The 17,290-nt window shown below is 51.8% G+C and carries 15 protein-coding genes; 7 read left to right on the top strand and 8 right to left on the bottom strand.

All coding sequences use genetic code 11. The features are described 5' to 3' along the window. Nucleotides 1-266 precede the first annotated feature (266 nt). The 3 genes from BUF15_RS00625 (at nucleotide 267) to BUF15_RS00615 (ending at nucleotide 3,161) form a co-directional block, all read left to right on the top strand. Nucleotides 267-1,112: an NADH-quinone oxidoreductase subunit B family protein gene (locus tag BUF15_RS00625; protein ID WP_073611503.1), complete on the top strand. Its 846-nt coding sequence runs from the start codon at nucleotides 267-269 to the stop codon at nucleotides 1,110-1,112. Nucleotides 1,113-1,114: 2 nt separating this feature from the next. Further along, nucleotides 1,115-2,428, top strand: coding sequence for a Ni/Fe hydrogenase subunit alpha (locus BUF15_RS00620; protein ID WP_073611502.1), 1,314 nt, complete (start codon nucleotides 1,115-1,117; stop codon nucleotides 2,426-2,428). A 157-nt stretch (nucleotides 2,429-2,585) separates the two neighbouring features. After that, on the top strand, nucleotides 2,586-3,161 hold the full coding sequence (locus tag BUF15_RS00615; protein WP_073611501.1) for a DNA-3-methyladenine glycosylase I: 576 nt from the start codon (nucleotides 2,586-2,588) through the stop codon (nucleotides 3,159-3,161). Nucleotides 3,162-3,174: 13 nt separating this feature from the next. Here the strand turns inward: BUF15_RS00615 and BUF15_RS00610 are convergent, their stop codons facing one another. The 6 genes from BUF15_RS00610 to BUF15_RS00585 form a co-directional block, all read right to left on the bottom strand. Beyond that, a complete protein-coding gene (locus BUF15_RS00610) occupies nucleotides 3,175-3,858 on the bottom strand; it encodes a D-lyxose/D-mannose family sugar isomerase (protein ID WP_073611500.1) in 684 nt (227 codons plus the stop codon). Between the two features lie 16 nt (nucleotides 3,859-3,874). Next, nucleotides 3,875-4,765, bottom strand: coding sequence for a ribokinase (locus BUF15_RS00605; protein ID WP_073611724.1), 891 nt, complete (start codon nucleotides 4,763-4,765; stop codon nucleotides 3,875-3,877). Nucleotides 4,766-4,887: 122 nt separating this feature from the next. Then, nucleotides 4,888-5,814: an ABC transporter substrate-binding protein gene (locus BUF15_RS00600; protein WP_073611499.1), complete on the bottom strand. Its 927-nt coding sequence runs from the start codon at nucleotides 5,812-5,814 to the stop codon at nucleotides 4,888-4,890. Between the two features lie 176 nt (nucleotides 5,815-5,990). Further along, nucleotides 5,991-7,007, bottom strand: coding sequence for an ABC transporter permease subunit (locus BUF15_RS00595; protein ID WP_073611498.1), 1,017 nt, complete (start codon nucleotides 7,005-7,007; stop codon nucleotides 5,991-5,993). Nucleotides 7,008-7,020: 13 nt separating this feature from the next. Then, entirely contained in the window at nucleotides 7,021-8,571 is a 1,551-nt protein-coding gene (locus BUF15_RS00590) for a sugar ABC transporter ATP-binding protein (protein WP_073611723.1), read from the bottom strand. 17 nt (nucleotides 8,572-8,588) lie between these two features. Continuing rightward, complete coding sequence (locus tag BUF15_RS00585; RefSeq protein WP_073611497.1) at nucleotides 8,589-9,794, bottom strand: ROK family transcriptional regulator; 1,206 nt, start codon at nucleotides 9,792-9,794, stop codon at nucleotides 8,589-8,591. Between the two features lie 208 nt (nucleotides 9,795-10,002). Between BUF15_RS00585 and xylB the strand changes: the two genes are divergently transcribed. From xylB to BUF15_RS00565, 4 genes are all read left to right on the top strand, one after another. Next, nucleotides 10,003-11,490 carry a xylulokinase gene (gene xylB, locus BUF15_RS00580; RefSeq protein WP_073611496.1) on the top strand — a complete coding sequence of 496 codons (1,488 nt, stop codon included), beginning with the start codon at nucleotides 10,003-10,005 and terminating at the stop codon, nucleotides 11,488-11,490. Then, complete coding sequence (locus BUF15_RS00575; protein ID WP_073611495.1) at nucleotides 11,487-12,389, top strand: carbohydrate kinase family protein; 903 nt, start codon at nucleotides 11,487-11,489, stop codon at nucleotides 12,387-12,389. The genes xylB and BUF15_RS00575 overlap by 4 nt, the downstream gene beginning before the upstream one ends. Nucleotides 12,390-12,473: 84 nt before the next feature. Then, nucleotides 12,474-13,463: a beta/alpha barrel domain-containing protein gene (locus tag BUF15_RS00570; RefSeq protein WP_200802297.1), complete on the top strand. Its 990-nt coding sequence runs from the start codon at nucleotides 12,474-12,476 to the stop codon at nucleotides 13,461-13,463. A gap of 3 nt (nucleotides 13,464-13,466) precedes the next feature. Then, a complete protein-coding gene (locus BUF15_RS00565) occupies nucleotides 13,467-14,483 on the top strand; it encodes a carbohydrate kinase family protein (protein WP_073611494.1) in 1,017 nt (338 codons plus the stop codon). A 79-nt stretch (nucleotides 14,484-14,562) separates the two neighbouring features. Here the strand turns inward: BUF15_RS00565 and BUF15_RS00560 are convergent, their stop codons facing one another. After that, nucleotides 14,563-15,057, bottom strand: coding sequence for a CBS domain-containing protein (locus tag BUF15_RS00560; RefSeq protein ID WP_073611493.1), 495 nt, complete (start codon nucleotides 15,055-15,057; stop codon nucleotides 14,563-14,565). A 283-nt stretch (nucleotides 15,058-15,340) separates the two neighbouring features. After that, nucleotides 15,341-17,116: an SLC13 family permease gene (locus BUF15_RS00555; protein ID WP_073611492.1), complete on the bottom strand. Its 1,776-nt coding sequence runs from the start codon at nucleotides 17,114-17,116 to the stop codon at nucleotides 15,341-15,343. Between the last annotated feature and the right edge of the window lie 174 nt (nucleotides 17,117-17,290).

The raw sequence follows: 17,290 nt of genomic DNA, 5'->3' as shown, positions 1-17,290 counted from the left end.
ATATGAAGTAACTCATGACATCATTCCGTCATGATTAACAATAGTTGCATTCTTGAACTCGACCACGTGTAATCTGGTAAGACCAGTGAAGATTTCGCGTCGATCCTGGGTTTGAAGATGAGCCATCGATACGGTGACTTTAAGAACTCTGAATATTTCGTTTATCGTCTTCAGTTTGTGCTACCAAGCGATCTGCTGACGATGGACCACTCATTTGAAACCAACTCTTTTACGTATTCATGCTTGATAGAGCAAATGGAGGAATTATGCGTTTTGCTGTGCTGCAGCTGACAGGCTGTGCCGGGTGCGAGGTGTCGCTCTTGAATGCCGGTGAAGAACTGGACCTGGCAAAGCTTGCCTATATGCCGTTGGTCGTGACGGCCCATGACGTTCCTGGAGTGGATGTGCTCCTGGTTACCGGTGGTATCCGTACTGACGAGGACCTGTTGAAATTACGGGAATCGGCAAGTCGGGTGAAGAAGATTATCGCCGTGGGGACCTGTGCGATTTCAGGTGGAGTTGCGGGGCTGGGCGATAGACACGATATCCGTGAGCTGTTTCTGGCCAACACCCATCAGGGCCGTGTGCCGCGCATGTTACCCAAGTGCCGGCCGATCGATACCGAGGTGAAGGTTGATAATTATCTACCGGGTTGTCCGCCGGTGCCGAGCCTCTTTGTTCAACTGCTCAATGAACCTGAGTCGCTCAAATCCACCAGCATCGTCTGTAAGGAATGTGGGCGTCGAAAACCAAAAGATGTCAGGCCGACGACACTTGCCCATGAGATTCACAAAGACGCTGATCCAGAACTCTGTCTGGTCAAGCAGGGCCAGCTCTGCGTGGGTACCTCCACAAGAAACGGCTGTGGGGCGATTTGCCCGCGGGCGGGATTTCCTTGCGTCGGTTGCCGGGGGCCGTCCAACAACCTGATCGAAAAAGACGCGAATGCCTGGTTTAGCAGTCTGATCAAAGTATTTGCGCACATGACCGATATCGATTCGCAGGAGATTAGTGAGGCCTTGAAATCACCCCATCTCGCCCTGTTTTTGTTCCAATTTTCCGACTATTCAGATACTGAACTCGAGAGCCGACCCAAAGAGAAGGTGCTTTAATTATGACAACGACAATCCAGTTTCCTATTTCCCGTATCGAAGGCCATGCCAAGGTCGTAGTGGATATTGATGAAGGCAAGGTTCGTAATGCCCGTTTCCTGGCCCAGGAGTACCGGGGATTTGAACAATTTCTCCAGGGTATGCCTGCTGACCAGATGCCAGTGATTGTGCCCCGGGTTTGCGGGGTCTGTTCTACCTCCCATCATATTGCAGCAGTCGAGGCGCTTGAGCATGCTTATGGCATAACCCCTCCGCCAGTGGCTGAGGAGATCCGCCATTTGATGATGGTCGGCCAGTTGGTTCAGAATCAGGCCACCTCACTCTTCTTTTTCACCTTGCCAGATAAGCTTCAGGCCACCTCCATTTTTGGGGCTGATGAAAAGATTGGCCATGATATGCTTGGCAGTATCAGCAAGATGGCAATGGCCGTTCGCAAGATCGGCACCGAGCTCATTTCGGTGGCCGGCGGCCAGTTCATCCATCCGGTCAAGGCGGTGGTGGGTGGTGTGGTCTCCGGGATTGATCCAACAGCGGCAAAGGCCATGCGGGCCAAGATCAAAGAAGCGCTGCCGCTTGCCTGTAGTCTGTTTGACGAATACTGGCAACTCACTCGGAAAATGGAGCGCAGCGTCGGCAAGTGGGAGGACAACGATCCGTTCTATTACATGGTTGCTGTCGACAAGAATGATCCGACCCGTCCGGTCGATCATGTAACCATGCAAAAATCTGACGGTTCCGAGACCATCACTTTCAGGCCGCGTCAGTACAAAGAGTTCCTGCAGTTTCATCGGGTGCAGGACAGCTATTCGAGCAAGACCAGTTTTAATGATTTGCCGATCCGTGCCAACAGTCTGGCCCGCATGAACCTTGCTGAATCAACCGGCACCCCGATTGCTGACGGTTATCTCGAGCGGTTCCGGGTCGAGTTCGGAAGTCCTGCCCATCAGATTCTGCTCTTTGATCTCTGCCGTGGTATCGAGTTGATTAACGGCCTTGAGCGTGCCGACCGGATTCTGGCCAAAAACCTCTACGACGGCGAGATGAATGTGCCAGTGGTGCCGCGGGATGGCTGTGGTTTTGGTCTGGTGGAGGCCCCGAGAGGGCCGCTGATCCATCATTACCAGATCGAGAATGGTCTCATTGTCCGGGCCGAGTTTGTGATCCCGACCGTCCACAATAACTTCTCCATCGAACGGGCTCTCACGAGCATGGCCAAACGCTATGTCCATGAGGACCGGATTGACATGGGCCTTGACCGGGCCATGGGTTGGGTCGTGCGTGCTTTTGATCCGTGTATTGCCTGCGCCACCCACTGAAAGTATGTATAGCAGATATGTCGAGACCGCCTCTTCTGTGAGGGGCGGTCCATTTGTCATTTTTCCATCTGACTTTTTGAACAGGTTGGGCCAAATACATTGAAAATGGGTATGATGCCTGTCGGTATCGATTTTCAATTTACACAGGAGATATGGCATGAAAATAATTCGTTGCAAATGGTGCGATCTCAGCTCTCCGGAATATGTCAGGTATCATGATGAGCAATGGGGCGTGCCGGTACATGACGACAGGCTTTTATTTGAAATGCTGGTTCTTGAGGGGATGCAGGCCGGTCTGTCCTGGTTGTCGATTTTGAAAAAACGGGATAATTTCCTGAAAGCCTTTGATAACTTTGACGTTGTGAAAGTGGCCGGCTATGACGAGGAGAAGGTGGCAGCTCTCCTGCAGGATGCGGGGATTGTGCGTAACCGTTTGAAAATAAACGGCACCATTCGAAATGCACGATCTTTCCTTGAGATTGTTCGAGAGTACGGAAGTTTTGATAGCTACATCTGGAATTGGGTCGATTATACTCCAGTGCAAAACGATTACACGGACAGAAGTGAAATCCCGGCTGAGACCGATCTTTCCCGTCGCATTTCGAAAGATCTCAAAAAGCGTGGGATGACGTTTGTTGGTCCGGTCATCATCTATGCTTTCATGCAGGCAATTGGCATGGTCAATGACCATGACCCTGATTGCTTTCGTCGAGCAGAAATTGCAGCGATGTAATGCGTAGTATCCTCTACTGTGCAGGTGGATATTCGTTGCAGAGCAGGTGAACCGGCGGCTCGTCTTCGATAATTGCCGGGAACCGTTTTAACGGTTCAAGAAAACGGTTGTCGTTATCATCGTCGTTGACGTCGGACACCTCGCCGACGATGACGGTTCCCTTGCCTTTTTCTCCGTAAAACCTGTGATACATATACGGTTCGAGGCAGATAGATTCACCGGGCGTGAGGATCACTTTGTCACCAGATCCGCATTGCCGGGTGACCCCATCCACTGTAACGGTGAAGTTCTCATCGGAGAGTTCTTCCATACTGTCGGCCGTATACAGCTCGATGACGAGATTACCTCCTCCGCGGTTGATGATGTCTTCCCGCTTTTTCCAGTGAAAGTGCATGGGGCAGACCTGCTCTTCTTTCACGATCATGATTTTTTCAGCGTACCCTTTCGGGTACTGTTGCCGACGGTTATAGTTGCCGTTACGAATGGTAAACAGTAGCAGGCCCAGGCTGGGGTAGTTGTTTTCACCGTAGTCGGTGAGATCCCATCCTAACTGATTGTCCCGTATTTCGTCAGCCTCATGTCCCTTGCCGGCCCAGTCTGTTGGGCTCCAGAAGCCGAAAGGGGGGAGTTTGAATGAGATTGAGTCAAACAGTGTTTTCGCCTCGTTGATATAGCTGTTTACTTCAGATCGTTTCATAAGGATTTTTCACGAGTCAATGTGTGTTGCTGAAGGCTTTCGCCTCATCTAGGGTCGGTATTGAGTCGGCAGCACCATGTCGGGTCACACTCATTGCTGCTGCGGCAGTCGCGATTGCAAGTGCTTCGGGGATGTTGCCCGAGCACATATGGGAAGCAAGAAAGAAACCGATAAAGGTGTCACCGGCCCCGGTTGTGTCGACGGCGGTTACCTGTTTAGCCGGAGCAATGTGCTCGATATCACCTTTGACAAATAAGGCACCTTTGGCGCCCATGGTGAAGATGACCTCTGCATTGGGAAACTGTTTTCTCATCTGTTCGATGATGTCTTGTTGGTGCGTCAGCCCGGTAATCGCGGCAGCCTCGGTCTCATTAAGAATGAAGATGTCTACCAGTTCAAGAGGATAGTTGCTGATAGCAGGGGTGAATGGGGCCGGATTGAAAACAATCTTTAATCCCATCTCGGAGCTCTTTGAAATAATATGATCAACACCGGAAATTTCATTCTGGACAAGGAGGTAGTCACCCTTGGCAAATGTGCAAACAGTATCTGCTATTTCATCCGTTGTAATGCAGCGGTTTGCTCCTCCTGCTATGATTATAGAATTTTCACCTTCTTTTGATACCTGGATTACAGCATGGCCTGTGGGCGTATTGCCTTGGTGGACAAAGCGAGTATCGACGCCACTTTTTTCCAACTGTTCTTTTAAAAACAAGCCGTCAGCCCCGATTTTTCCGCCATGGTATACATCCGCTCCTGCCCGGGCGAGGGCAATGGACTGATTCAGGCCTTTGCCGCCACTAAAGCGATTGTATGAGGAGCAGGCAATGGTTTCGCCTGGTTGGACGAAGTGCTCGATATGATACACATGGTCAATATTGAGGGAGCCGAAGTTGAGTATTTTCATATGGCAGGTCTCATACTCCATAGGATGCTGCGTGTATCAGCACATCATGTCAAAGCTTCAGTAATGGCAAAGGCATCCAGATCGGAATGGATGCCTTTGCTCATGATATACAGTCTGCCGAATTATCTCTCAGAAGTCCAGCCTTTATACTCTCCAACATTTTCCCTGGTTACGAGGGTGGATGGCATGAGGATCATGCTTTCAGCCGGCTTTTCACCATTCAGAATCTTTACACCGACATCTACGCCCATCTGGGCCATGGCGTAGGGATCCTGGCTGGCTGATGCTTCAACCATGGTGTTGCCTTTGAGAGCTTCCTCAATATCAGGAGCGCCATCAACGGAGGTGATGATGATGTTGTCACGCTTGAGCTGCTTTGCTGCCAGATCAGTACCGATTGCCTGCGGGTCGTTGATAGTGAAAACCGCATCAATTTTCTGGAAACGAGTGAGATGCCCCTGCATGACGTTCAGACCGCCATCACGTGAGCCCTTGGCATCCTGGTCATCGGAAAGCACATTGATTCCAGGCGCTTTGGCAAATACGCTCCTACAGCCGTTAACACGGTCAATAACGGCGGAAACCTGAGGGCCGTTCTGGATAATAACATCACCTTTGCCGCCAAGTTTGTCAACGATGTACTGACAGGCAATTTCACCGGCCTGGACGTTGTTGGTCTGTACAGTTGCATCAGCACCTTTTGCGGAGACATCGACGGCGACAACCGCAATCCCCTCTTTCTGGGCACGTTTGATAGCCACTTCGATGGCGTTTGCGTCGACAGCGTTGATCAGGATCATATCAACACCCGCTGCGATAAAGTTATCAACCTGGGTGAACTGCTTGTTCAAATCGTAGTCGGCGGAAACAGCAATAACCTCAGCATTGGGATTGTACTCTTTGGCTTTGGCGGTGGCACCATTTACCATGGTGACGAAAAACGGGTTGCCTAAAGAGCCAAGGGAGATGCCGATCTTGTTCAGATCTTTCGCCTGGGCGCTTACAGTGCTCATTGCCAATACGAGTCCTGCCAGTAGAAGCTTCTTCATTTTTTACACTCCTCTTTTATGATAGTTGGATGGATGCCGACCTGTCACTATTAGCCTTGTGTGCCAGGTAATTGTACTGCGGTTAACTGGCAGCTACCTTGATGAAGGCACCTGCCAGGGGTTTGCTTTTGTGGTTGTATGCTTCTTGGGTCGTTGGATCTGTTTTTATGACGCCATCAACCTTTGCCGGATGTACTCAGGCGATACCTGTCAAGGGCCACCGCGCCGATAATGACGCCACCCTTGATGATAAACTGCCAAACATCCGATACACCGAGCAGAATGAGGCCGTTCGACAGCACTGCGATGATCAGTGCGCCAATAAGGGTTCCCCAGATTGTTCCGATACCGCCGACAAAACTGGTACCGCCAAGAATAACTGCGGCGATGGCATCAAGTTCGTAGGCAACGCCAAGCTGAATTCCGTTTGCCGCATAGAGCCGCGCTGCTGACATGACACCACCAAGACCTGAGAGCAACCCGGAAAGACTGTAGACGAACAGGAGCACCTTCCACACTTTTATGCCAGACAGCCGTGCGGCATCTTCATTGCCGCCCACTGCGTAAATGTGGATACCCAACACCGTTCTTTTGAGGATAAACCAGGAGATGATTACAACAGAGAAGGCGATAATCACCAGCCATGGCACTCCGAACAGCGATTCGTTGCCGATAAAGGCAAAGGGCAGTTCCGGATTGAAGACTGTGGTATCGTTGCCGGCGAGTCGGGCAATGCCCCGCATGGCCGTGAGGCCACCAAGAGTGACGATAAAGGGCGGTAATCTGAGCCCTGCAATAAGGCTACCGTTAAAAAGACCCAGTACGAGTCCTGCCGCCAAGCCGCCGAGAATGCCAATCATCCCGAAATTGGGAATTTTAGAGCATATCATGGCAACCATGGCTGATGCGGCCAGGATGGAGCCAACCGACAGGTCGATACCGCCGGTGAGGATGACAAAGGTCATACCGGCCGCGAGTACGATATTAATTGATGCCTGCTGGGCAACGATCGAGATATTCTGCCATGACATAAATCGGTCGGTGAGAAGCTCGAAACCGATACAAAGAATAATGAGCACAGGCAGCATGCCGACAATTCTGATAAAATTCTGAACCCGCTGTTTATGATCTGAGAGTCCCTGCAGCGTGTTAGTGCTTGCCGTGGTCTCGTTCGTGCTATTTGAGCTTTGCATCCCCAACCCTCCCTTAGATACGTTTTTCCTCAGCTTCAACATTTGCTCCGGTGGCAAAGTGCATGATGTTCTCCTGGGTGATTTCCATCCCAGTTGGGCCACCTACTTCGCCGCCTATGATTCCGTCCCTCATGACCAGTACTCTATCTGCAATACCGACGACCTCCGGGAGTTCGCTGGAAATGACGATGATGCCGATTCCCGATTGAACCAAATCGTCTATTATCTTGTAGATTTCAGATTTTGCCCCGACATCCACCCCGCGGGTCGGCTCGTCGAGGATTAACACCTTCGGTTCCGTTTCGAGAAGTCGCGATAGCAGCACCTTCTGCTGGTTGCCACCGGAAAGCTTACCGACTTCAGACCTCGGACTGGCAACTCTGATGGCCAGGTTCTTAATGGCGGATCGCGAACGATTTTCCGCTTTGGTCCTGTCGAGAATGCCTCCTTTTCTGGCATCGCGGCTGCACACAATGAGGTTGAGGTTATCGTGTACACTCATGTCCAGGAATACCCCTTGTGCTTTCCTGTCTTCTGTGAGGTAGACTATGCCTGCGTCGAGCGCCTGCCGAGGGTCCCGGATGTTGATTTCCTTTCCGTCGATCAGCATTTTGCCCCCGGTTTTCTGGTCTGCGCCGAATATGAGGCGGGCGAGTTCTGTCCTGCCGGAACCGACAAGTCCTGCAATGCAGAGCACTTCCCCTTGGTGGAGGGCAAAGTCACACTCCTTGACTGCCTTGTCATCCCGGAGCCTGCGAGCTTCGAAAATAACCTTGCCGCGACTTCCTTTCGCGTCGTGGTCCTTGGTGTAAAAGCCGCTGATGTCGCGGCCAACCATCATTTTCACCAACCTTTCAGAAGAGAGCTCCTCTCTGCTCAGCTGACCGACATAGGTGCCGTCCCTCATTACGCTGACTCGGTCGGAGAGTTCGTATATCTCGTTCATTCGATGGGAGATATAGATGATTGCCAAACCTTCACTTTTCAGCTTTTTGATCAGGGCAAACATCATGTCGGTTTCCCGCGATGACAGGGCGGTTGTCGGTTCATCCATTACCAGGATTCGGGCGTTGGCATGGATAGCTCGTGATATCTCGACAAGTTGCCGTTCGGCGATGGAAAGGTCGGCTACGCGGGTGGTTGGTCCGAAGGAGGCTCCGAGTTTTTCAAGTACGTCAACACATCCCAACTCCATGGACCTGCGGTCAATCATGAGGCCTTTTTTGAGCTCCCGTCCCATGTAGATGTTCTCAGCTACGGTGAGATTGGGAGATAGCGAGAGCTCCTGGTAGATGACGGCTATTCCGTACTCTTTGGCATCGATCGGGTTATTGATGGTGACCGCTTGTCCGTCAATCCTGATTTCCCCGCCGGCATCTGCCTGATAGGCACCGGAAAGGACTTTCATGAGCGTTGACTTTCCAGCCCCGTTCTCACCCATCAGGGAGTGAATTTCACCTGGGTATACTGTCAGCTGAACGTTCTGCAGTGCCTTGACTCCCGGAAAGGTTTTGCTGATGTTGAACATTTCCAGGATAGGTGTTTTGGCCTTGTTCTCACTCATGCTCGAAACCTCTGTATTCATTGGAGTGGTTTTCTGGGTGAAAAATTGTAGAAGATCGGCAGGCTAGCAGCGCCTACAGCGCTTGCATCACAACCAAAGGTGCCGGTCACCAGTTTTGGGGGAGACCATGCTTCGGGCATGTTCTCGTCAAGGGCTTTGGCGAGACGATCGCGCAACATTGTGACAAGCCCTCCTCCTATGTTGGCTTCCAGTACAAGCGTAGGGAAGTCGAGGAGGGATTTTGCAGAAATGATAGTTGGGATAAGAGCGTCGATACAGTCATCAGCCCACTCGTCGCTTTCCTTGCCATACGTCTGTACGGCAAGTTCGAGTTGGAGTCGGGTGCCTACCTCTATTCCTGGTCGACGGCTTAGCAGGTGTCTCCGCAAACTGTTCAGCGATGCCCTGTTAATGAGAATATCCCATTTTTTGTCGGGGCGTGTTGCGGAAGGTAATTTTGAGGGAGGGACTGCCATGGTTGCCACGTCGGCGGCATTGCCTGTGCTACCGCGCACGATGTCTCCCTTGAGAGCCAGCCCACCTCCGATGGCCGGCCCGAAAAAAAGATAGAGAAAGTCATCAACCTCTCTGCCTGCTCCATAAAAGAGCTCAGCAATGGCCGCAGCGGTACCGTCATTTTCGCTGTGGACAGGAATTTTTGTCGTATCCTCGAGTTGTGCTGCAAAATCAAACGAGTCCCACTGCTTGAAGCTCTTTTCCGGTAACCCGAGTTCTTTCAGCCAGCTGCCAAGGTGATAGGGGGTGGCAAGGCCTACTCCGGTGAGGCGGGAAAGGGATTCGGCCGGCATGGTAGCAAGCGCTGCGTTAATGTCGCTGCAGACGATTTCCAGGGTTTGTTCTGGTGGTGGGAGCTCCATCTCATTCGTGAATCTCGAGAGGATGTTGCCATCGAAATCGATCAATACCGTCTGGAACCCGTTTCTCTCCAGCCGGACACCAAGGCCGTACGCACCGGTAGGATTCAGGTGGATCATGGTGGCGGGCTGTCCCCGTTGACCCTCATGCCGTTTTTTTCCTGAGAGGATCAGATTTTGCTCCTCTAGAGACGAGACTATAGAGCCGACGGCAGCATTGGTGAGGTTGGCAATACGGGCGATTTCCGCTTTGGATGCATGGCCCATTCGTCGCAGGATCTGCAGAACCTTGCGCTCATTGTAGCGGAGATCCAATGGTTGCACCTGAAGAGGAATGTGAGGGATCATACGCCGCCCTGTTAATTAAATTAATAATCTTTAATTAAATGATATGTGGCAAAGACCGTGTTAAATGGCTAAAAATACGAATCATGATTAAATATAGAAGATAAATTTATTTACACCGGGTATGAATATGTGTCAAGATGTAATCGTCGAAAAGAGCAATTTACTGGTGATGCTACTGACTGAAAGAGAAACTATGTGAGAATTCATCATGATATGCACGTATCTCGGGATTGATATAGGGACTTCTGCCATAAAAGCGATACTGGTCAATGAGCGGGGAGAGGAGGTCGTCTCCGCTTCAGTGCCGCTCACCACAACCCGGCTGCATCCTTCTTGGTCGGAGCAGGAAGTGGATCAATGGTGGGGCGGAGTCATTGCCGCCATGACAGAACTGTGGAAGGACCAACGGGTGGATAAGAGTACCCTGAAAGGCATTGGCCTTACCGGCCAGATGCACGGAGCAGTGCTGTTGGATTCGGATTGCAGACCCTTACGTTCAGCCATTCTCTGGAATGATGGAAGGGCAGTGAACGAGGCAGCGTATTTGCAAGAACGCTTTCCCCTCCTGGCGAAGGAGGTGGGAGTGCTGCCGATGCCGGGTCTGACAGCTCCAAAGCTTTTGTGGTTAGCATCAAATGAGCCCGATGTGATGGAGAAAACTCGCTGGCTGCTCTCCCCGAAAGATTATATTCGCTACCGACTGACCGGGGAGATTGCCACCGATTATTCAGATGCTGCGGGAACCTGGCTGCTGGACCAGGAACGCAGAGTATGGTCCAAGGCTGCTGTCAATGCGGTCGGGTTGTCATTATCCCAGCTTCCCCCTCTAGTGGAAAGTGATGAGGTGTGTGGACATCTTACTGGTGAGGCGGCAAAACTGTTGGGAATTGCAGCTGATCTTCCTGTGGCTGGCGGAGGTGGTGACACCCCGGTAGGTGCGATCGGATTTGGCTGTGTCAAGGCTGGAGACGCCGTCGTGTCTCTTGGCACTTCAGCACACATCTTTAGTCCTACCGTTTCCTATAAACCAGCGGTGGAGAGTGTTGTCCACAGCTTCTGTCATGCGTTACCTGATCTTTGGTACCAGATGGGAGCAATGTTGAACGGAGCGTCGGCGTTTGGCTGGGTCTGTTCTCTGCTGGGCGAGGATGCAGGGGTGGTTGACGCAAGACTGCATGAGCGATACGATGGACCTGGTGATATGTTGTTCCTCCCCTACCTGACCGGCGAGAGGACACCACATAACAATCCGCATGCCCGGGGGGTATTTTTCGGTCTCAGCCCGACAACCGATAGGGAGTCGCTCTGCCAGTCGGTTATGGAGGGCGTGGCATATTCCATTGCCGACGGCCGGGATGCCTTAACCGGATCGGGAACAGTAATTCAACGGGCGGCGATTGGAGGTGGCGGGGCAAAAAGCCGAATTTGGGCACAGATCATTGCTTCGGTCCTTAATATTCCCATTATCCGATATCGGGGGAAAGAGCGTGGGCCTGCATTTGGTGCGGCACGGCTTGCCCGTTTAGCGGTTGAAGGTGGGAATCCATACGAATTGTGCCGGGAGCCTGAAATTGAGGAGGTCCTTGACCCTGACCAAAGCTATGTGGGACACTACCGGGAGAACCATCAACGGTTCAAACGTTTATATAGGCAGCTTCGTTCAGAGTTTCAGGGCGAAGGAGGAGATGTGCGATGAAAAATCAAGTTTCTGAAAGGCTGGTAATAGCCGGAATTGGCGAAGTTCTATGGGATGTGCTGCAGGATTCGGAAGAACTTGGCGGCGCTCCGATAAATTTTGCCTATCATGCCGGCGCACTGGGTGCTGAAGCGTATGCGATATCCTGTGTTGGAGATGATGGTCGGGGCATAGCGGCGTTAAAAGAATTAACGAAGCGATCCGTTTCGACGGATTACATTACCGTGCTGGCAGGTGCAACCACGGGATATGTCCTGGCGAAGGTGGATAGTCAGGGCGTTGCATCCTATACGTTTCCGGATGATGTTGCCTGGGATCGGCTGGTGATTGCTGATACAAACGGAACGCTGGGGCAGAGGTTGAGCGCGGTCTGTTTTGGCAGCCTTGCCCAGCGATCACCGATTTCGCGCAAGGCAATTGTCGATTATCTTGCGAAGTTGGGTCCGAATACTCTGAAAGTATTTGATTTGAATATACGGCAGAATTTCTATAGCCGGGAGATCATAGAGACTTCTCTTGAAATGGCGGATGTGCTGAAACTCAACGATGATGAGATTGTATTGCTTGGCCGGATGTTCGGGCTGGGCGGTGATGAAAAAAAACAGATGAGCCAGCTGGTCGAGCGCTTTTCGCTTCGTCTTGGTGTGCTGACGCGAGGAGGAAAGGGGAGTTTACTCATGTCACCGGAGAATATCTCTGATCATGCAGGGTATCCCGCAAAAATTGTGGATACCATAGGGGCAGGAGATTCGTTTACTGCGGCAACGGTTCTCGGGTTGCTGAAAGGCCATTCCCTTGACCAGATTAATGACCATGCCAACCGCGTAGCGGCCTATGTCTGTTCCTGCCAGGGGGCCATGCCTCCTCTGCCGGAGGATATGCTGATCCGGTCTTGTTGACCTGACGTGAACTGATTGAATGAGTGTATACCGTCTATTGCTGTATTCATTTTCTAAAAATGTATCTTTTAAGAGGAGATTTGTGTGATTAAGAGCCTGGATGTCAAACTCAAAACTATAAGGTCCGGTGCATACACGCCAAAGGACTTCATCATTGCGGATGCAAAAGACGGGGATATGGCCATGGGCATGGCCGCGCCCGGTCCGCATCCTACCCGCGCCGGTGCGTTTAAGAGCAAAGCGGATTACCTGGATGCCATGCGGGCCATGAGTCGCTCGGGACTGATCGACATCATGCTTATGTCGGCATCATCGGCAGGAGTCCTTGTCGGTGAAGGGCTGTTTACCGAGAGCCCTGTGACGCCCGCCGTTCGCCTCAACGATACCACAGACATCTGGTATCTTCGTGGCAACCGCTATATAGAGCAGCCGTCTGTGCCTTTTTCCACCATTGATGTTGAAGCGGCAACAGAATTCGCGACTCTTGGCCTATATTCTGTGACCTACTCCAACGACCTGTTGTGCGACTATGAAACCCTTTCGGCGTATAAGGAGTTCCGTGGTGTGGCCGCAGATGTGGGTATGCGTCATTTCCTGGAGGTATTTAATCCGCATCCTTCGGTAGACACCGGTCTGTCCGCTGAGGATATGGCCCTGTTTATCAACGATGCCATTGCCAGAACTGTCGCTGGTGTGGTGCCTGCACAGCAACCATTGTTTCTGAAGATGGCCTACAACGGACCGAAAGTCATGGAAGAGCTGGCGTCCTATGATCCTGAAGGATTGATCATTGGTATTCTGGGGGGATCCAAAGGCACCACCCGTGACACCTTTGAACTGATTTCCCAGGCTGAGAAGTATGGCGCCAGGGTGGCGCTGTTTGGCCGTAAGATCAATCTGGCCGAAGATCCAATCTCACTTGTGACATTGATGCGACGGGTGGTGGAGCGTGAGGTCTCACCGCTTGAGGCTGTACGTGCATATCATGATGAACTGTCAAAGAACGGCCTTTCGCCGAACCTCTCGCGTGACGAGGACGAGCAGGTCACAGAACCCATCCTCAAAAAAGGGTAAAACATGGGCGGAAACTCTGTGCTTTGTGGTGGCTGCTGGCTGGTGGACAAACCAAAAGTCGTGGACCACTGGCCGGATGAGGAAACGGTTGCTGTCATCCTGGAGGAAACGATTCAAGGTGGCGGGCCTGGCATGAATCTGGCGGTCAATCTGCGGCGGCTTGGAGGAACCTTTCCCCTGGCTGGTATCGGTGTCGTCGGTAACGATGCCGAAGGCCACTATATTCTGGATCGTTGCCGAGCGTACGATATCGACGCCAGTCGTATTGCCATTCAGGAAAAAGCACAGACATCCTATACCGATGTGCTGACGAATAAGATCAACGGCAAACGTACGTTCTTTCACTCTCAGGGGGCGAATGCACTGCTCACACCTGAGAGTTTTGCCAATTATCCTTCAGATGTTCGCCTCTTCCATCTTGGCGCTCCAGGGATTCATGATGGGATGGACGTTCCATGGGGTGACGACGCCAACGGCTGGGTATATGTATTAAGAAAGGCCAAGGCTGCAGGTTTACGGACGAATATGGAGCTTATCTCCCTCCAGCCAAAACGTTTGCGAGAGTTGGCCAGGCCATGTCTGCCCTATCTGGATACCATGGTTATTAACGATCTGGAGGTCGGAGCGCTGGCAGGTGAGGTCACCGCCTCACACGGTGAGACCGATGTGGAAGCCGTCAAGCGGGCAGCTTACAAGGTGCTGGATCTCGGTGTTCGCGACCTCGTGGCCGTACATTTTCCCCGAGGGTGTGTGGTCGCGGTGAAGGGAGAGGTGCCAATTGTTCATCCCTCCACCAAGGTGCCGAAAGAGGCAATCCTCTGCAGTGTGGGGGCGGGGGATGCCTTTGCCTCCGGTTTCATATTTGGTCTGCTTGAAGGGCTTTCCATGACGGAAACAATTCGATTGGGCCACGCTGCGGCTGGTGAGTGCCTTTGTTCTCTTTCCACCAATGAGGCTATTGGTACGGCCGCTGAGTGTCTGGCTCAGGCTGACGCCTGGGGGTGGCGTGAAACCATATAGAATATCTTGAGTTTCAGAATGCCCTGTAGCCTCAAAGGTAAGGCTACAGGGGCAGGAAACCATGATGTCAAAGACAATTTCAGGCAGTTTGGACAATTGCAGAGGTGTCGCAGAGAATGTCGGTGACAGCGTTGTAGACATCCCGAAGATAAATTATTCCCAATACCCGGCCATCGGTGCCGATAACCGGCAGTCGCCGGAGCTGTTCGGTCAGCATGATATCGGCGCAGTGCATCACCGAATCATGCATAGAGATGGTACGGACATCCTCTGTCATGATATCTCGTACCTTCATGGTGCGAACCTTTTCTGTCCGGTCCAGCCTCATTCCTTCCCAGCTTTCATCGTCGCTTGCCACCCCTTCCATATAGGCATAAGAGGGGATGATGAGCCGCAGGATATCCTTGGTCGAGACGATGCCGACCAGCTTCATTTCATTATCGAGTACGGCGATGCCATTGACCGAAAGGCCATGGCCCCGTTTGGTCCGTTTCATGACCTGGATTGCCTGCAGAACAGACATCTCCGGGGTTAACCAGTTGTGCAACGGTTCCATGATATCTCTGACTTTCATAATACCTCCCGGATAAAGAACGTTAAGTGGTGGACTGAAAGCAGCAGTGGTGTACGCATCAACATCTCTGTCACCATTGTAGGATAAATATAACACAACCTTGCGATAAGGATCAAATATATTTATGATGGCAATCAGGAGGATAGATGTGAGAGTCTGTCGACAATGAGCAGGTGTAGAAGCAGGTTGCCGGTGCATGTGGCAACCATGCTCATCATGGATGATCTGGTGGTACTTGCATTTATCGTAGTGCTTTTCTCAACCCTCAATGCCACAGGGCATGCTAAAATGGCCAGAAAATTGGAATCAAAAGCATACCGGCTATAACCACAAAGATGTTGAGCGGGATGCCGAGTTTTAAGTAATCCTTGAATCGGTAGCCGCCAGGGCCGTAAACCATCAGGTTGGTCTGGTAGCCGACGGGGGTAGCAAAGCATGCGGAAGCGCCGATGCAGACCCCGATGATAAAAGGCTTCGGGTCAACGCCAAGTCCCACGGCCGTGGAGATGGCAATGGGCAGAAGCAGCACGGCGGTGGCGTTATTACTGAGGATCTGGGTCGAGATCGAGGTGAGCAGGATCATGCCGCCGAGGATAATGGCAGGTGAAAATCCGGAAAAAAGCTCGAGAAAGGCCTCCGCATAAAGTTGGCTGGTGCCGGTCTTCTCCATAGCCGCACCGAGAGCGATGGTGCCAGCGATCAGAATCAGCACATCAGCCTGCAGCGCCCGGTAGGCGTCGCGCATCTGCAGGCAGCCGGTAATGATCATCAAGAAGGCGGCGGTGAGTGCACAGGTCATAATGTCGGCCAGACCAAGGGTTGCGGTACCCACCATGCCGATAAAGTTGACGATTGCCCATATTGCCTTGCGCTTATGGACGATTTCTTCATAAACATCTTCAATGACAATGAAATCCTGACCTGCCCGGATTGCTTCGAGCTTACTTTCCGAACACCAGATCAGGATGATATCACCGGTCTGCAGCCGTACGTCGAGGATCTGTTTTTCGCTGATATGCAGGTTGCTGCGCTTGAGGGCGATAATATTGACCTCCTGGTCCTGGGCGAGTTCAGTGTTGCTGAGCCGCCGACCACGCATGGAGGACTGTGGTGAAATAATCAGCTCGACCACGATAGGTGCGTCTTTTTGGGCACCGAGGAGCAGGCCATTTTCCGATAAAGGAAGCTCAACGCCTTCATTGTGAAGTACTGCCACCAAATCATTAAGCGATCCTTTCACCAGCAGGATATCGTCCGCCTCGACTTGGATGAGGTCGCGGCCAGGATAGTAGATATGGGACCGATTGATGACTTCCAACACTTCCATCTTTGGGTACTTTTCCCTGAATAATTCGGTCGATGCCAGGCCGATTAAGGCGCTTTCCTTGTTGATCTGCAGCTCGGCGAGATATTGCCGGTGCTCATTATCCTGAATGTGACAGACGGGATTGGCGAGCGACGGCAGGACCTTCGGGGCGGCAAACAGCAGAAAAATGATTCCGCAGATGGCAATGGGCACTCCTATTATAGCGAGCTCGAACATGGAAAGCGGGCCATAGCCGTAGTCGTTACTCAGGTCGCTGATGATGATATTGGTGGACGTACCGATAAGGGTGCAGGTGCCGGCCAGGATCGAGGCGTAGGAGACCGGGATAAGAAATTTTGAAGGGGAGAGGCCAAACTCGCAGCACATGGCCATCACCACCGGAATAAAGAGAATTACCACCGGGGTATTATTGATAAAGGCGGACATCAGCGCGACCACAAAGAGAATGACGGCAAGAGCCATCCTGAAATTGCCGTGCGCCATGCGAATTACCTGTCTGCCAAGAAATTCGACACCACCGGTCCGCATCAATCCCTTGCTCACCACAAACATGGCAGCCACGGTAACCACCGCCGGGTTGGAAAAGCCTGCCACAGCCTCTCGCGGGGTGAGGATCCGGCTCGCCACCAGCAGCACCATAATCCCGATGGCGGTGAGATCAACGGAGATCTTCTCTGTTATGAGGAGATAGAGGGTGGCGAGAAGGAGTGCGGTGATGATCAATGTTTCCATGTTCTATCTGTTAAAAAACCTGTTGTTTGAGGAAAATACTGATGAATACAACATGTTATTGTAACAATCTAAGCATTATTGCAAGCAGGGATAGTAAAAATTGGCTGGTGAGATACTAAAAGATATAGGGTTTGGACACTTGAGTGAGCAGTTTGGATGTAGAGGATTATGTGT

The sequence above is a fragment of the Desulfopila aestuarii DSM 18488 genome, assembly GCF_900143695.1.
Taxonomy (GTDB): domain Bacteria; phylum Desulfobacterota; class Desulfobulbia; order Desulfobulbales; family Desulfocapsaceae; genus Desulfopila; species Desulfopila aestuarii.
The sequence above is the reverse complement of the archived record's forward strand: the minus strand, read 5'-3'. Positions and strand labels throughout refer to the sequence as shown.

Excerpts from the sequence above, each read along its gene's own strand:
- BUF15_RS00625 (WP_073611503.1), top strand. The coding sequence starts at position 267 with ATGCGTTTTGCTGTGCTGCAGCTGACAGGCTGTGCCGGGTGCGAGGTG.
- BUF15_RS00620 (WP_073611502.1), top strand. The coding sequence starts at position 1,115 with ATGACAACGACAATCCAGTTTCCTATTTCCCGTATCGAAGGCCATGCC.
- BUF15_RS00615 (WP_073611501.1), top strand. The coding sequence starts at position 2,586 with ATGAAAATAATTCGTTGCAAATGGTGCGATCTCAGCTCTCCGGAATAT.
- BUF15_RS00610 (WP_073611500.1), bottom strand. The coding sequence starts at position 3,858 with ATGAAACGATCTGAAGTAAACAGCTATATCAACGAGGCGAAAACACTG.
- BUF15_RS00605 (WP_073611724.1), bottom strand. The coding sequence starts at position 4,765 with ATGAAAATACTCAACTTCGGCTCCCTCAATATTGACCATGTGTATCAT.
- BUF15_RS00600 (WP_073611499.1), bottom strand. The coding sequence starts at position 5,814 with ATGAAGAAGCTTCTACTGGCAGGACTCGTATTGGCAATGAGCACTGTA.
- BUF15_RS00595 (WP_073611498.1), bottom strand. The coding sequence starts at position 7,007 with ATGCAAAGCTCAAATAGCACGAACGAGACCACGGCAAGCACTAACACG.
- BUF15_RS00590 (WP_073611723.1), bottom strand. The coding sequence starts at position 8,571 with ATGAGTGAGAACAAGGCCAAAACACCTATCCTGGAAATGTTCAACATC.
- BUF15_RS00585 (WP_073611497.1), bottom strand. The coding sequence starts at position 9,794 with ATGATCCCTCACATTCCTCTTCAGGTGCAACCATTGGATCTCCGCTAC.
- xylB (WP_073611496.1), top strand. The coding sequence starts at position 10,003 with ATGATATGCACGTATCTCGGGATTGATATAGGGACTTCTGCCATAAAA.
- BUF15_RS00575 (WP_073611495.1), top strand. The coding sequence starts at position 11,487 with ATGAAAAATCAAGTTTCTGAAAGGCTGGTAATAGCCGGAATTGGCGAA.
- BUF15_RS00565 (WP_073611494.1), top strand. The coding sequence starts at position 13,467 with ATGGGCGGAAACTCTGTGCTTTGTGGTGGCTGCTGGCTGGTGGACAAA.
- BUF15_RS00560 (WP_073611493.1), bottom strand. The coding sequence starts at position 15,057 with ATGAAAGTCAGAGATATCATGGAACCGTTGCACAACTGGTTAACCCCG.
- BUF15_RS00555 (WP_073611492.1), bottom strand. The coding sequence starts at position 17,116 with ATGGAAACATTGATCATCACCGCACTCCTTCTCGCCACCCTCTATCTC.